We start from the raw sequence: 12,440 nt of genomic DNA, 5'->3' as shown, positions 1-12,440 counted from the left end.
TCACGCGGTGAGCGCCCGCCGGGCGCGGTGGGCCAGTTCGGTGCAGTGGGCGAAGGTGTGCTCGCGCAGTGCGGCACGGACGTGCGGCAGAGCGGGCGCGGACATGGACAGGCTGGTGACGCCCAAGCCCACCAGAACCGGGGCCAGCGCCGGGTCGCCCGCGGCCTCGCCGCACACGCCCACCGGCTTGCCGGCGCGGCGGCCCGCCTCGGCGACCAGGGCGACCAGGTCCAGCAACGCGGGCTGCCACGGGTCCAGCAGCGCGCCCAGCTCGCCCAGCACCCGGTCCGCGCCGAACGCGTACTGCGCCAGGTCGTTGGTGCCGATGCTGACGAAATCGACCTCCGCCAGCACTTCGTCGGCGCGCAGCGCGGCGGCCGGGACCTCGACCATCACGCCGACGCGGGACAGCCCGAACGACCGGGCCAGCGCGGCGAACTCGCGGGCCTCGGCCGCGGTCGCGATCATCGGGGCCATCACGCGCACGTCCGCGCCGTGGTCTGCGGCGGCGTCGGCGATGGCGGCCAGCTGGTCGGCGAGCAGCTCCGGTCGGCGGCGGGCCACCCGGTAACCGCGCACGCCCAGCGCCGGGTTGGGCTCGTCGTCGGAGTTGGCGAACGGCAACGGTTTGTCGGCGCCCGCGTCCAGGGTGCGCACCACCACGGGTCGTCCGCCGAAGGACGCGAACACCTCGCCGTAGACGCGCCGCTGCTCCTCGCGGGAAGGGGCCTCAGTGCGGTCGAGGAACAGGAATTCCGTGCGGAACAGGCCGACGCCCTCCGCGTCCACCTCGCCCTCAGCCGGGCCACCCACGTTGAGCAGCAACTGCACGGGGTGACCATCCGAGGTGGACCCGGGGCCGTGGTGGAGGGCCGGAGCCGCGACGGTCGCACGGCTCACCCGGTCGGCGAGTTCGGCGTCCGGCGACACGACGACGACCCCGCGCGTCCCGTCGACCACCACGCGGTCGCCGTCGACCAACGACTCCGCCTCGGCGCACCCCACGACGGCGGGAATGCCCAGGGCGCGGGCCAGGATGGCGGTGTGGCTGGTCGGACCGCCCTTCGCCGTGACGATCGCCAGCACCTTCGCCGGGTCGAGGGTGACGGTGTCGGCGGGCGCGAGGTCCGTGCTCACCAGCACGAACGGCTCCTCACGCACCGGCACCCCGGGGCTCGGCACGCCCAGCAACACCGCGATGGCCCGGTCCCGCAGGTCGACGAGGTCCCCGGCGCGCTCACCGAGGTACCCGCCGAGCGCCGCCAACGCCGCCACGTGCACGCCGAACGCGTCGTGCACGGCCCACGCGGCCGGACGCCCCTGCGCCACCGCGGCACGCACCCCGGTCACCAGGGCCGGGTCCTCCGCCATCGCGATCTGCGTGTCCAGGATGTCCCGGGCCGTCCCGTCGAGCCCCGCCGCACGCGCGCGCAGGTCGGCGACCACTGAGCCCAAGGCCGCGATGGCGACCTCTTCGTCGGCGGGGCCGGGCGCGGGCACCTCGGCAGGTAGCACCGGGGCCGCCGCCAAGCGGGCGACCACGCCGACCGCCTGCCCGCGACCGGCCGGGTTGCCGGTCAGTTGTCTGGAAGCCACCTCAGCTCCTCCCTCGACGACCACGGCGTCAGGGCTCGATCGTCACCTTGATGGCCGTGCCGCCGGCCACGACGTCGAGCGCCTCCAGCACCTTCTCCAGCGGCAGGTGGTGGGTGATCAGGTCGGCCACCGGCACCGCGCCCGTGGCGATCAGGTCCAGCGCCCGCTTGTTGTGCTCCGGGCTCGACCCGTTCGCGCCGACGATGGTCAGCTCGCGGTAGTGCACCAGGTTCGAGTCGCACGCGATGACCGGGTTGTCCTTCGGCAGACCGCCGAAGAAGCTGATCCGCCCGCGCCGGGCCGCCATCCGCAGCGCGTCCTCCTGGGTCTTGCCCGCCGCCGACGCGGTGATCACCACGTCCGCGCCGCGCCCGCCGGTCAGCTCCAGGACCTCGGCCACCGGGTCGACGTCGGCCGCGCAGATCGCGGCGTCCGGCTTGACCAGCTCGGCGGCCATCTCCAGCCGGCCGCGGTTGAGCTCCACCAGCAGGACGCTGCGCGCGCCCCGGGCGCGGGCGAGCCGCACGTGCAGGCACCCGATCGGTCCGGCGCCGACGACCACGACGGTGTCGCCGTCGCCGACCCGGGCCAGCTCCTGGCCGTTGAGCACGCACGCCAGCGGCTCGGCCACCGACGCCTCCGCGAAGGTCACGCCGTCCGGGATGCGGTTGACGCCGTCGACCTTCAGCACGTTCGACGGGACGACCATGTACTCGGCGAAGCCGCCCTCGAAGTGGTAGCCCATCGACAACTGGTTGGGGCAGATGGTCATCCAGCCGCGCCGGCAGTCGTCGCACTCGCCGCACGGGATGGCCGCGATGACCTGCACCCGGTCGCCCGCGGCCCACCCGTCGACCCCGTCGCCCACCGCCACGACCTCGCCCGCGATCTCGTGGCCGATCACCCGCGGCGGGTCGATGTGGTGGTGCCCGTGCCGGAAGATCTTCAGGTCCGTCCCGCACGTCGAGGTGTTGCGCACGGCCAGCTTCAGCTCGCCGGGGCCCACCGCCGGTTCGGGCGTGTCCTCGATGCGGATGTCGCCGGGCGCGTAGAACCGGGCCACCTTCACTGGGTCTTCTCCTCGTCGTCGATCTCGACCGTCCGCAGGATGCGCAGGACGGTGTCCGCGTCGGGCGCCTCGCGCAGCTCGGCCGCCTGCTCCGGCACCATCAGCACCCGCGCGAGGGCGCTGAGGACGCCGACCTGCTCGGTGTCCCGCGCGGCGATGCCCACGCACAGCCGCACGTCCTGGCCGCCCCAGTCGACCCCGTCCGGGAACTGCACGACGGTCAGCGCGGTGCGCCGGACGTGCTCCCGGGAGGCGTTGGTGCCGTGCGGGATGGCCACGCCCTCGCCGATGAACGTCGACACCGACGCCTCGCGCTCGTGCATGGCCGCCACGTAGTCGGGGGCCACCGCGCCGATCTCCACCAGCACCGCGCCGACCTGGTCGATGGCCGCCGCGCGGTCGCCCGCGGCGCGGCCCAGGCGCACGGCGTCGGCGGTCAGCAGCTCAGCCAAGTTCCCCACCGTCCCGGATGGCGGCTTCCACGCGGTCGAACACCGGGTCGCCCAGGAAGTTGTGGAAACCGAGGACCACCGCGCCGGAGGAGTTCTGCCGCGCCCGCGGCACCAACCCCTCCTGGCACAGCACGACCTGCGCGTCGGCCGGGATCTCGTTGACCGGGCTGTGCTGCACGGTCACCTTGTACGGCTTGAGCCGCTTGGCCAGCTGCGACGCCACCATGACGCTGCTGCCCATGCCCGCGTCGCAGGCGATGACCACCTTGCTGATGTCCTTGCCCTGGATGCTCATCCTCGACCCTTCGATCAGGCGGCGACCACGCCGCCGTTGCCAACCTGCTGCTCACGTTCCTCGCGGCGGGCGTCCCGGCCGAACTTCAACAGGGCCGCGGCGACCACGAACGCGACCACGGCGGCGGCCACCACGCCTGCGATCACCCCGAGGTGCGAACCCTTCGGCGTCACGGCCATCAGCGCGATGATGCTGCCCGGCGACGGCGTCGCCACCAGGCCCGCGTCGAACACGCTGAAGGTCAGCACGCCGGTCGCGCCGCCCGCGATGACCGACAGCAGCAGCTTCGGGTTGGCCAGCACGTACGGGAAGTAGATCTCGTGGATGCCGCCGAGGAAGTGGATGACGATCGCGCCGGGCGCGGTGGCGCGGGCCGCGCGCGGGCCGAACAGGGTCAGGGCGGCCAGCACGCCCAGGCCCGGACCGGGGTTGGTCTCGATGAGGAAGTGGATGGCCTTGCCGTGCTCCAGCGCCTCGGCCACGCCCAGCGGGCTGAGCACGCCGTGGTTGATGGCGTTGTTGAGGAACAGGATCTTGGCCGGTTCGACGATGACCGAGGCCAGCGGGAGCACACCGACGTCGAGCAGCCACTGCACACCGCTGCCCAGCGCCTTGGTGATCGACTGGACCACCGGGCCGATGGAGAACATGCTCAGCACCGCGAGCGCGCCGCCGATGATGCCCGCGCTGAAGTTGTCGACGAGCATCTTGAAGCCGGGCGCGGTCCGCACGCCGACCTTCTCGTCCCACAGCTTGATCAGGTAGCCGCCCAGCGGGCCGACGACCATCGCGCCCAGGAACATCGGGATGTCCGCGCCGACGATCACGCCGAACGTGGCGATCGCGCCGACCACCGCGCCGCGCTGCCCGTGCACGAGCCGGCCGCCGGTGTAGCCGATGAGGGTCGGCAGCAGGAATTTGATCATCGGCCCGACGAGTTCGGCGACCGTGGCGTTGGGGATCCAGCCGGTGGGGATGACCACCGCGGTGATCAGGCCCCACGCGATGAACGCGCCGATGTTGGGCATGACCATCGCGGCGAGGTGGCCGCCGAAGCGCTGGACGGCGACCCGGGCGCGGCGGGCGGGGGACGGTGTGTCGGTGACCTCGGTGTTGTGGCTCGTCATCGTTGACACTTCCACTCGTGCTGTCGGGACGGGGGAGCCGGCGGCGGACCGCCTGGGGTTCGGGACCGGCGGATCAGGTGTCGATCCGGCGTTCCCACTCGACGTCCGGGTGCACCACCACCCGGTGTGCGCGCACTTCTTCCGGGCCCGGCATGGTGCTGCCGGGCAACGACACGGCCGCCGCCCCCCAGGCGACGCCCGCGGCCAGGGCGGACGGGCCGTGCCCGCCGGCGGAGAGGAACCCGGCGAGCAGCGCGTCCCCGGCGCCGACCGAGCTGCGGGCCTGCGCCCGCGCCTCGGCGTGCCAGGTACCGTCGCCGTCGACCAGCACGGCGCCGTGCCCGCCGAGGCTGGCCAGCACCGCCCCGGCGCCGCGGGCCCGCAGCTCCCCCGCCGCGTCGACCACCTCCCGCAGCGTCCGCAGTGGACGGTCGACCACCTCGGCCAGTTCCTCCAGGTTGGGTTTCACCAGCGCCGGCCCGGCCTTGACCGCGGCCGGCAGCGCGGCGCCGCTGGTGTCCACCGCCACCTCCACCCCGATCGGGGCGAGGCGGTGGATCAGGTCGGCGTAGAACTCGTCGGGCACCCCCGGCGGCAGGCTGCCCGCCGCGACCACCCAGTCCACCCCGGGGGCGTGGTCGAGCACCGCCCCGAGGAAGGACTCCAGCTCGGCGGCGGTCAGCCGGGCCCCGGCCTCGTTGATCTTCGTCACCGTCGCGTCCGGCTCGACCACGGTGATGTTGCTGCGCACCGGTCCGAGCACCTCGACGCGCACGACCTCGACGCGGTACCCGGTCAGCAGCCGGATGAGCTGGTCGCCCTCCGGTCCGCCGGCCGGGACCACGGCGCGGGCCTGGTGGCCGTTGCGCACCAGGGCGCGGGCGACGTTGATGCCCTTGCCACCGGGCTGGACGTGCACGGCGGCGGCCCGGTGCAGCTCGCCCCTGGTCAGCCGGGCGACCTCGACGGTGCGGTCCACGCTCGGGTTGGCCGTCACGGTCAGGAACACGTCCACCACCTCGGCGGGTCAGGAGCGGTTTGGTTTGAGTGAGATTAGATGTGTTTGTGTGGGTATCGCAAGAGCTGCTTCGAAAGTTCCTGCGAGTACGCTGGAGAACCCACACGAACCCACATGGATAAGCTGAGCCACGCCGGCCAGCGACGCAGCGAGGGGCAGCCATGTACGCGGAGGAGCGCCAACAGGTCATCCTCGACCGGGCCAGGGCCAAGGGCCGGGTCGACGTCGCCGCGCTGGCCGAGGAGTTCGCCGTCACCACCGAGACCATCCGCCGCGACCTGACCACCCTGGAGCGGCACGGCCTGCTGCGCCGGGTGCACGGCGGGGCCATCCCGGTGGAGCGACTGGGTTTCGAGCCCGCCATCGCCGCGCGCGAGGGCGTGATGACCGCCGAGAAGGAGCGGATCGCGAAGGCCGCGCTGGCACTGCTGCCCGAGGAGGGCACGATCCTGCTCGACGCCGGCACCACGACCGCGAAGATGGCCGACCTGCTGCCGCTGGACCGGGAACTGACCGTGGTCACCCACTCGGTGAACATCGCGCTGCTGCTGGCCAACCGCCCCAACCTGACGGTGATGCTGGTCGGCGGCCGACTGCGCAGCCGCACGCTGGCCTCGGTCGACACGTGGGCGTTGCAGGCACTGCGGGACACCTTCGTCGAGGTCGCTTTCATGGCCACCAACGGCCTGTCCCTCGAACGCGGCCTGACCACCCCCGACCAGGCCGAGGCGATGGTCAAGACGGCGGCCATCGGCGCGGCCCGCCGCGCGGTCCTCCTGGCCGACCACACCAAGATCGGCAACGACTACTTCGCCCGCTTCGCCGACCTGACCGACATCGACACCCTCATCACCGACACCGGCGTCGACGCGGCGGTGGCGGAGGAACTCCAAGCCGCCGGACCGGCCCTCGTCCTGGTCTAACCGCTATCCGCCTATTCGCCTGTTCGCACGACGCAGAGAGGCACGACAGAACCTGCTGGCCTTGGCCGGCGTGCTCCGGGCTGCCTGGGGAGCGGATCGCGCCCTCGTGGCCCGAACTGCTCGGCCGGGTCGCGGACGCGGGCATCCCCGTGGTCCGCCCCGGCCCGACCGCGTCCGCGGAGGGCGAGGCCGCGCTGCCGGCGCTGTACCCCTACGCCAAGGACCTGAGGGAAGCGATCGAGAACGCCGAACTCCGTCCCGTCACCCCGCACTACTACCGCGTGAGTGCCGTGCTGCGGGAGGGGTTCGACGAAGCGTTGCGCAACAACGGCACCCTGCCCTCGGACTTCCGGCAACGCTTGGAGGACGCCTTGGCGGGCAAGTGACCTCGGGTTGGGGCGTCAGCTCGCCTCACTGCCGAAGCGCAGGGCCATTTCCGCGTTGACCTCCACGAGTCGCTGGAGGAACGCCCGTTCGTCCAGCCGTTTGCGGCGCAGCCAGCCGGTGACCTCGGCGTTGCACTTGCTCGCGTTGCACGAGCCGCAGGCGGGCACGATGTTGTCCAGGGTGTACCGGCCGCCGCGGGACAGTGCCTGCACGCAGTCCTTCTGGAGGGGTGTGCCGGTGGCCCCGCAGTAGGCGCAGCCGCCCCACGCTGTCTTCAGGGCGGTCCACTCCGTCGGGCTGAGGTCGTTCTCGGCGCGTTCCATCCGGCGCTTCCGCTTGCGCGCGGCGCGCACCCTCCTGCTGCCACCCACCGCCATGCGTGGACCCTACGCCTTTCCCGTGTTCCAGTGGATCACAGGCGGCCGAGCAGGAGGCGGGCGGCGGGGAGGTCTTGGTGGCCGGTCAGGAAGTCGCGCAGGGAGGCCTCGAACTCGTCGCTGTGCAGGGTGCCGTCGCCGTCGCGGTCCAGGTCGCGCAGTGCCGCGACGAGTTCGTGGCGGCGGGGGCTGTGGTCGAGCAGGCGGGCGTACTCGGGGCGGTGCACCTCGCCGTTGTCGTCGCGGTCCACCAAGTGCCGCAGGACCGCCGCCACCGCGCCGTACCCGCGTTCGGGGTCGGGTTCGCCGGGGTAGCGGTCTTCGGCCACGGCCTGGCGGTACAGGGCGAAGGTCACCGCGCCGTCCCGGGGTGTGCCGGTGACCTCGCGCAGGTCGTCCCACCACGACTCGAAGGCGTCGTGGACGGCGGTCTCGTCGTTCTCGTCCAGGTCGAAGTGCGTGCTGACCTCGCGGGCCATCGCCAGCAGATCGCTCCACCGCAGCACGCCGTCGCCGGTCTGGTCGAGCACGGTGGTGAAGAAGGACTCCGGGGTCGGCGCGTCCCGCTCACGGCGCGGGACGGCGGCGGCCCGCACCGACGCGGCGGCCGGCGGCATGTACCGCCACGCCTTCGGCAGCACGCCCACCGCCAGGCGAACCGCTTGGTGCACACCGCCCACGAGCAGGTCCGCGCCGGGCACCACGGTCAGCCGCAAACGTTCGCGGTACACCTCCGGCAGCGTCGCGACCGTGGCCTGCACGAAGGTGGACACCACGAGGTAGCGCACGGGCGCCCAGACCAGCGCGGGGATCGGCACACCGGGCGGCGGCGGGAGGCGGTGGATGCTGCCGGACAGCAGGTCCCGCACGGTGGCGTTGTCCTCCAGCACCTCTCCGACCATGCGGTCGAAGTAGGCGTCGAACTCGGCGGGCGTGGCGGGAACGTCCTCTTCGGACAGACCGAACAACCGGCCCACCGCCCGCCACTCCGCGTAGAACCGCTCGGTCTCCGCCGGCGACAGCGGATCGCCGGCCAACCGCTGCATGGTGACCACCGCTTCGAACAGCGTCAGGTGCACCCACGCCCGCGCCCCCGTCTCCTCGGCGGAGAACACCCGGCCGCGGTCGTCGGTCCCGCGCATCCGCCGGTGCAGGCGGTCCAGCCGGTCCAGCTCGCGGCGCTGCTCGGCGGCACTGCCGTAGACGTAGGTGTGCAGGCTCTCCAGGGTCCGGAACAACCTGCGCCACGGCCGCGCGTTGTACACCGAGAACCGGCTCACCGCCGCGCCGATCGCCGGGTGCGCGGCCTGGAGGACCAGCATCCGGTGCATCACCAACAGGAACCGCCACTCCCCCAACCGCTCCCAGGCGGCGGACCCCGGCCCCAGCTCCCCGGCCATGCGACACCTCCACCCGTGAGCCGCCAGACGTTAGTGCCCCCACCACCGCCGCCGGAACATCTCGGCGGCCGGTTCACCCGGATGTGCCGTCCAGGTCGGCCGCGAGTCCGCAGGAAGGCGGGGCGATCGCCGCGCCGGGTTCCACAGGCGGGGCGATGGCCGCGCCGGGTTCCACAGGCGCGGCCGGCATCCGCCCCGGATCGTCAGACCGCGAGCGGGAGGTTGGCCAGGCGCCACTCCAGCAGACCGTCCTCCAGGCGGCGGGCCGGGCGGCCCTGGCCGGCGAGGTAGCGGACGGCGTCGTGGGCCAGCACGCAGTACGCGCCACGGCAGTAGGCGACGACCTCGCGATCCGGGGGCAGCTCGGCGAGGCGGGCGGGCAGCTCCTCCAGCGGGATGCCGAGTGCGCCGGGGATGTGGCCGGCCGCGTACTCCTCGGCCGGGCGCACGTCCAGCACGGTCACCTCGCCGGACCGCACGCGCTCGAGCAGCTCCTCGCGGGTGACCTCGTCGGTGGCCGAACCCAGGTAGGTCGCGCGGGCGGCCTCGACGTCGGGCAGGTGGTCGTTGGCCACCCGGCGCACGAGCGCGAGCAGCGCGGCCACGTCCTCGCCGGACAGCCTGTAGTGGATCTTGGTGCCGGCGCGGCGGGTCGCCACCAGGCCGGCCTGCCGGAGGGTCTGGAGGTGCGCGGACGCGGTGGTCAGGCCCAGGCCTGCGGTGCGGGCCAGTGCCTCCACCGTGCGCTCGCCCTGCGCCAGCAGGTCCAGCAGTTCCAGTCGCTTGCCGCTGGCCAGCCCCTTGCCGACCCGGGCGAACTGCTCGTACAACGCGGACTTGGCCTCACGGTCCCCCATGCTTCCTCCACTAATCTTTGGAATAGTGTAGAGCCATGACCGGAGCACAGATCGTCGGGCTGGTCGACGAAGGGCTGGGCAACTCGGCCTACCTCGTCGACCTGGGCGACGGACGGGCGTTGGCCGTGGACGTCAGCCGTGACCTGCGCGCGGTCGAGCGCGAGGCCGCGCGGCGCGGGCTGGTGCCGGCCTTCGCCGCGGACACCCACCTGCACGCCGACTTCCTCTCCGGCGCGCGCCAACTCGCCTCCACCCGAGGTGCCCGGGTGCTGGCGTCGGCCGCGGGCGCGCGGGAGTTCGACCACCAGGGCCTGCACGACGGCGACGAAGTGGACCTGGGCGGGCTGACCCTGCGCGCGCTCGCCACCCCCGGCCACACGCACGAGCACCTGTCCCTGCTGCTGTCCGACGGCCCGCGCCCGCTGGGCGTGTTCACCGGCGGTTCGCTGCTGGTCGGCTCGGCTGCCCGCACCGACCTGGTCGCGCCGGACCGGACCGAGGAGCTCGCCCGTGCCCAGTACGCCTCGCTGCGCCGGCTGGCCGCGCTGCCGGACGAGGTCGCGGTGTGGCCGACGCACGGCGGCGGGTCGTTCTGCGCCGCGCCCGCCGGCGGCGACCGGGTGAGCACCATCGGCCGCGAGAAGGCGACCAACCCGCTGCTGGCCGTGGCCGACGAGGACGAGTTCGTCGCCGCGCTGCTCGGCCCGCTGGGCAGCTACCCGACCTACTTCCAGTGGTTGGGCGAGGCCAACCGGCTCGGACCGGCCCTGCTCGACCACTCCCCCGCGTTGCCCCCGCTGACCGTGGCCGCGACGAAAGCGCTGCTGGCCGACGGCGGACAAGTCGTGGACGTGCGGCCGTTGGCCCGGTACGCGGCGGCCCACGTGCCTGGGTCGCTGTCGATCCCGCTGCGCCCGGTGTTCGCCAGTTGGCTGGGCTGGCTGGCCCCGCCGGACCGGCCGCTGGTGGTCGTGCGCGACCCGGACCAAGACCCGGACGAGGTCCTGTGGCAGGCCCTGAAGATCGGCTACGACAACCTCGCCGGGGAGCTGGTCGGCCTGGACGGGTGGGTCGCGGCCGGGCAGCCGACCAGCGCCACCCGGCTGGTGTCCCCGCGGGAGGTCGAGGGCGTGCGGGTGCTCGACGTGCGGCAGCGGGCCGAGTACGCGGGCGGGCACCTGCCCGGCGCGGACCACGTCGAACTGGGCGAGCTGCCCGCACGTGTCGCCGACCTGCCCGACGAGCCCACGGTGGTGATGTGCGGTCACGGCGAGCGGGCGCTGGGTGCGGCGAGCCTGCTCGAACGCGCCGGGCTCCGCGACGTCGCCGTGCTCGCCGGGGGTCCGCGCGAGTGGGCCGACGCGACCGGCGGCGCCCTGGCGACCGGGTCGTGACCACCGCGCCGAAGCTCGGACTGCGCGCCAACCTCGCCCAGTTCAGCCTGCTCGTGGCGGTCAACGCCCTGGTCGGCGGGACGTTGGGCCAGGAGCGCACGGTCCTGCCGCTGCTGGCCGACCGCGTCTTCCACCTCGACGCCCACACCGCCGCCCTGACCTACATCGTCGCCTTCGGGCTCACCAAGGCGGCGACCAACTACGTGGCCGGCGCGTGGTCGGACCGGGTGGGCCGCAAACCCGTGCTGGTGGTCGGGTGGCTGGTCGCGATCCCCGTGCCGCTGCTGCTGATCTGGGCACCGCACTGGGGGTGGGTGGTGGCCGCGAACGTGCTGCTGGGGGTCAACCAGGGCCTGACCTGGTCCACCACGGTGATCATGAAGATCGACCTGGCCGGCCCCGACCGCCGCGGCCTGGCGATGGGCCTCAACGAGGCCGCGGGCTACCTCGCCGTCGCGGTCACCGCGCTGGCCACCGGCTACCTCGCGGCACGCTACGGCCTGCGCCCGGCGCCGTTCCTGCTGGGCCTGTCCTACGCCGCCCTCGGCCTCGGGCTCTCGGTGCTGCTGGTCCGCGACACCCGCGAGCACGCCCGCCTCGAAGCCCGCGGTCACACCGACGCCCGCCGGAAGGTGGTGGCGCACACCAGTTTCCGCGAACCCGCGCTGTCCACCGCGTGCCAGACCGGCATGGTCAACAACCTCAACGACGGGCTCGCCTGGGGCCTGTTCCCGGTCCTGTTCGCCACCGCCGGCCTGTCGCTGGGCCGGATCGGCGTGCTGGCCGCCCTCTACCCCGCGGTCTGGGGACTCGGGCAACTGGTTACCGGCCCGCTGTCGGACCGGTGGGGGCGTAAACACCTCATCACCGCCGGGATGCTCACCCAGGCCGCCGCACTCGCACTCGTCGCCGTGGGCCAGAGTTTCGCGGTCTGGGCGGTCGCCGCCGCACTGCTCGGCGTCGGCACCGCGATGGTCTACCCGACCCTGCTGGCCGTCGTCGGCGACGTCGCCCACCCGGCGTGGCGCGCCCGCGCGGTCGGCGTCTACCGGCTGTGGCGCGACGGCGGCTTCGCCGTGGGCGCGCTGCTGGCGGGGTTGGTGGCCGACCGGTACGGGTTGCGCGCCGCGGTCTGGGTCGTTGCCGCCGTGACCGCCGCCTCGGGTCTGCTCGTCGCGGTCCGGATGTACGAGACGCACCCCCGGCGGGGCTAGGAGCGCGGCGCGTACATGATCACGGCCACGCCGAGCAGGCAGATCGCCGCGCCGACGTAGTCCCACCCGTCCGGGCGGAACTTGTCGACCACCACTCCCCAGGCCAGCGAGCCGGCGACGAACACACCGCCGTACGCGGCCAGGATGCGGCCGAAGTGGGCGTCGGGCTGGAACGTCGCCACGAACCCGTACGCGCCCAGCGACAGCACGCCGGCGGCGATCCACAGCAGACCCCGGTGCTCGCGCACGCCCTGCCACACCAGCCAGGCCCCACCGATCTCGGCGAGCGCGGCCAGGACGAACAGCACGATCGAGCGCAGCACGGTCATGG

14 protein-coding genes are annotated in these 12,440 nt (G+C 73.5%); 4 read left to right on the top strand and 10 right to left on the bottom strand.

The window, feature by feature from the left end; translation table 11 throughout:
- The 6 genes from ptsP to pfkB all read right to left on the bottom strand — a co-directional run bounded on the left by ptsP (position 1) and on the right by pfkB (position 5,548).
- Entirely contained in the window at positions 1–1,596 is a 1,596-nt protein-coding gene (gene ptsP / locus WBN91_RS18490) for a phosphoenolpyruvate--protein phosphotransferase (RefSeq protein ID WP_337725008.1), read from the bottom strand.
- Between the two features lie 28 nt (positions 1,597–1,624).
- Positions 1,625–2,665 carry a zinc-dependent dehydrogenase gene (locus WBN91_RS18485; RefSeq protein WP_337725007.1) on the bottom strand — a complete coding sequence of 347 codons (1,041 nt, stop codon included), beginning with the start codon at positions 2,663–2,665 and terminating at the stop codon, positions 1,625–1,627.
- Positions 2,662–3,117 (bottom strand): PTS sugar transporter subunit IIA, encoded by a 456-nt coding sequence (locus WBN91_RS18480; protein WP_443217746.1) that lies wholly within the window; start codon positions 3,115–3,117, stop codon positions 2,662–2,664. The genes WBN91_RS18485 and WBN91_RS18480 overlap by 4 nt, the downstream gene beginning before the upstream one ends.
- On the bottom strand, positions 3,110–3,412 hold the full coding sequence (locus WBN91_RS18475; RefSeq protein WP_337725005.1) for a PTS lactose transporter subunit IIB: 303 nt from the start codon (positions 3,410–3,412) through the stop codon (positions 3,110–3,112). The genes WBN91_RS18480 and WBN91_RS18475 overlap by 8 nt, the downstream gene beginning before the upstream one ends.
- A gap of 14 nt (positions 3,413–3,426) precedes the next feature.
- Positions 3,427–4,539, bottom strand: a complete 1,113-nt coding sequence (gene mtlA, locus WBN91_RS18470) for a mannitol-specific PTS transporter subunit IIC (protein WP_337725004.1) — start codon at positions 4,537–4,539, stop codon at positions 3,427–3,429.
- A 73-nt stretch (positions 4,540–4,612) separates the two neighbouring features.
- A complete protein-coding gene (gene pfkB / locus WBN91_RS18465) occupies positions 4,613–5,548 on the bottom strand; it encodes a 1-phosphofructokinase (RefSeq protein WP_337725003.1) in 936 nt (311 codons plus the stop codon).
- A 170-nt stretch (positions 5,549–5,718) separates the two neighbouring features.
- Between pfkB and WBN91_RS18460 the strand changes: the two genes are divergently transcribed.
- Together WBN91_RS18460 and WBN91_RS18455 are read left to right on the top strand one after the other, a co-directional pair.
- Positions 5,719–6,480, top strand: coding sequence for a DeoR/GlpR family DNA-binding transcription regulator (locus WBN91_RS18460; protein ID WP_337725002.1), 762 nt, complete (start codon positions 5,719–5,721; stop codon positions 6,478–6,480).
- A 149-nt stretch (positions 6,481–6,629) separates the two neighbouring features.
- Complete coding sequence (locus tag WBN91_RS18455; protein WP_337725001.1) at positions 6,630–6,866, top strand: hypothetical protein; 237 nt, start codon at positions 6,630–6,632, stop codon at positions 6,864–6,866.
- A gap of 15 nt (positions 6,867–6,881) precedes the next feature.
- Here WBN91_RS18455 and WBN91_RS18450 read toward each other — a convergent pair whose 3' ends face one another.
- From WBN91_RS18450 to WBN91_RS18440, 3 genes are all read right to left on the bottom strand, one after another.
- Positions 6,882–7,244 (bottom strand): HNH endonuclease, encoded by a 363-nt coding sequence (locus WBN91_RS18450; protein WP_337725000.1) that lies wholly within the window; start codon positions 7,242–7,244, stop codon positions 6,882–6,884.
- 35 nt (positions 7,245–7,279) lie between these two features.
- Positions 7,280–8,644 (bottom strand): EF-hand domain-containing protein, encoded by a 1,365-nt coding sequence (locus WBN91_RS18445; protein WP_337724999.1) that lies wholly within the window; start codon positions 8,642–8,644, stop codon positions 7,280–7,282.
- A gap of 203 nt (positions 8,645–8,847) precedes the next feature.
- Positions 8,848–9,501: an ArsR/SmtB family transcription factor gene (locus WBN91_RS18440; RefSeq protein ID WP_337724998.1), complete on the bottom strand. Its 654-nt coding sequence runs from the start codon at positions 9,499–9,501 to the stop codon at positions 8,848–8,850.
- 35 nt (positions 9,502–9,536) lie between these two features.
- Here WBN91_RS18440 and WBN91_RS18435 point away from each other — a divergent pair, with 35 nt between their 5' ends.
- Positions 9,537–10,895, top strand: a complete 1,359-nt coding sequence (locus tag WBN91_RS18435) for an MBL fold metallo-hydrolase (RefSeq protein WP_337724997.1) — start codon at positions 9,537–9,539, stop codon at positions 10,893–10,895.
- Complete coding sequence (locus WBN91_RS18430) at positions 10,892–12,109, top strand: MFS transporter (RefSeq protein ID WP_337724996.1); 1,218 nt, start codon at positions 10,892–10,894, stop codon at positions 12,107–12,109. Before WBN91_RS18435 ends, WBN91_RS18430 begins: the two co-directional genes overlap by 4 nt.
- Here the strand turns inward: WBN91_RS18430 and WBN91_RS18425 are convergent.
- Positions 12,106–12,438, bottom strand: a complete 333-nt coding sequence (locus tag WBN91_RS18425) for a YnfA family protein (protein WP_337724995.1) — start codon at positions 12,436–12,438, stop codon at positions 12,106–12,108. The genes WBN91_RS18430 and WBN91_RS18425 overlap by 4 nt on opposite strands.
- Positions 12,439–12,440 lie beyond the last annotated feature (2 nt).

Origin of the sequence: Saccharothrix sp. CCNWYY140 (assembly GCF_037401995.1) — a bacterium.
Lineage (GTDB): Bacteria > Actinomycetota > Actinomycetes > Mycobacteriales > Pseudonocardiaceae > Actinosynnema.
This window is presented reverse-complemented; position numbering and strand designations above follow the sequence as displayed.

Excerpts from the sequence above, each read along its gene's own strand:
- mtlA (WP_337725004.1), bottom strand. The coding sequence starts at position 4,539 with ATGACGAGCCACAACACCGAGGTCACCGACACACCGTCCCCCGCCCGC.
- WBN91_RS18440 (WP_337724998.1), bottom strand. The coding sequence starts at position 9,501 with ATGGGGGACCGTGAGGCCAAGTCCGCGTTGTACGAGCAGTTCGCCCGG.
- WBN91_RS18460 (WP_337725002.1), top strand. The coding sequence starts at position 5,719 with ATGTACGCGGAGGAGCGCCAACAGGTCATCCTCGACCGGGCCAGGGCC.
- WBN91_RS18425 (WP_337724995.1), bottom strand. The coding sequence starts at position 12,438 with ATGACCGTGCTGCGCTCGATCGTGCTGTTCGTCCTGGCCGCGCTCGCC.
- WBN91_RS18435 (WP_337724997.1), top strand. The coding sequence starts at position 9,537 with ATGACCGGAGCACAGATCGTCGGGCTGGTCGACGAAGGGCTGGGCAAC.
- WBN91_RS18475 (WP_337725005.1), bottom strand. The coding sequence starts at position 3,412 with ATGAGCATCCAGGGCAAGGACATCAGCAAGGTGGTCATCGCCTGCGAC.
- WBN91_RS18450 (WP_337725000.1), bottom strand. The coding sequence starts at position 7,244 with ATGGCGGTGGGTGGCAGCAGGAGGGTGCGCGCCGCGCGCAAGCGGAAG.
- WBN91_RS18445 (WP_337724999.1), bottom strand. The coding sequence starts at position 8,644 with ATGGCCGGGGAGCTGGGGCCGGGGTCCGCCGCCTGGGAGCGGTTGGGG.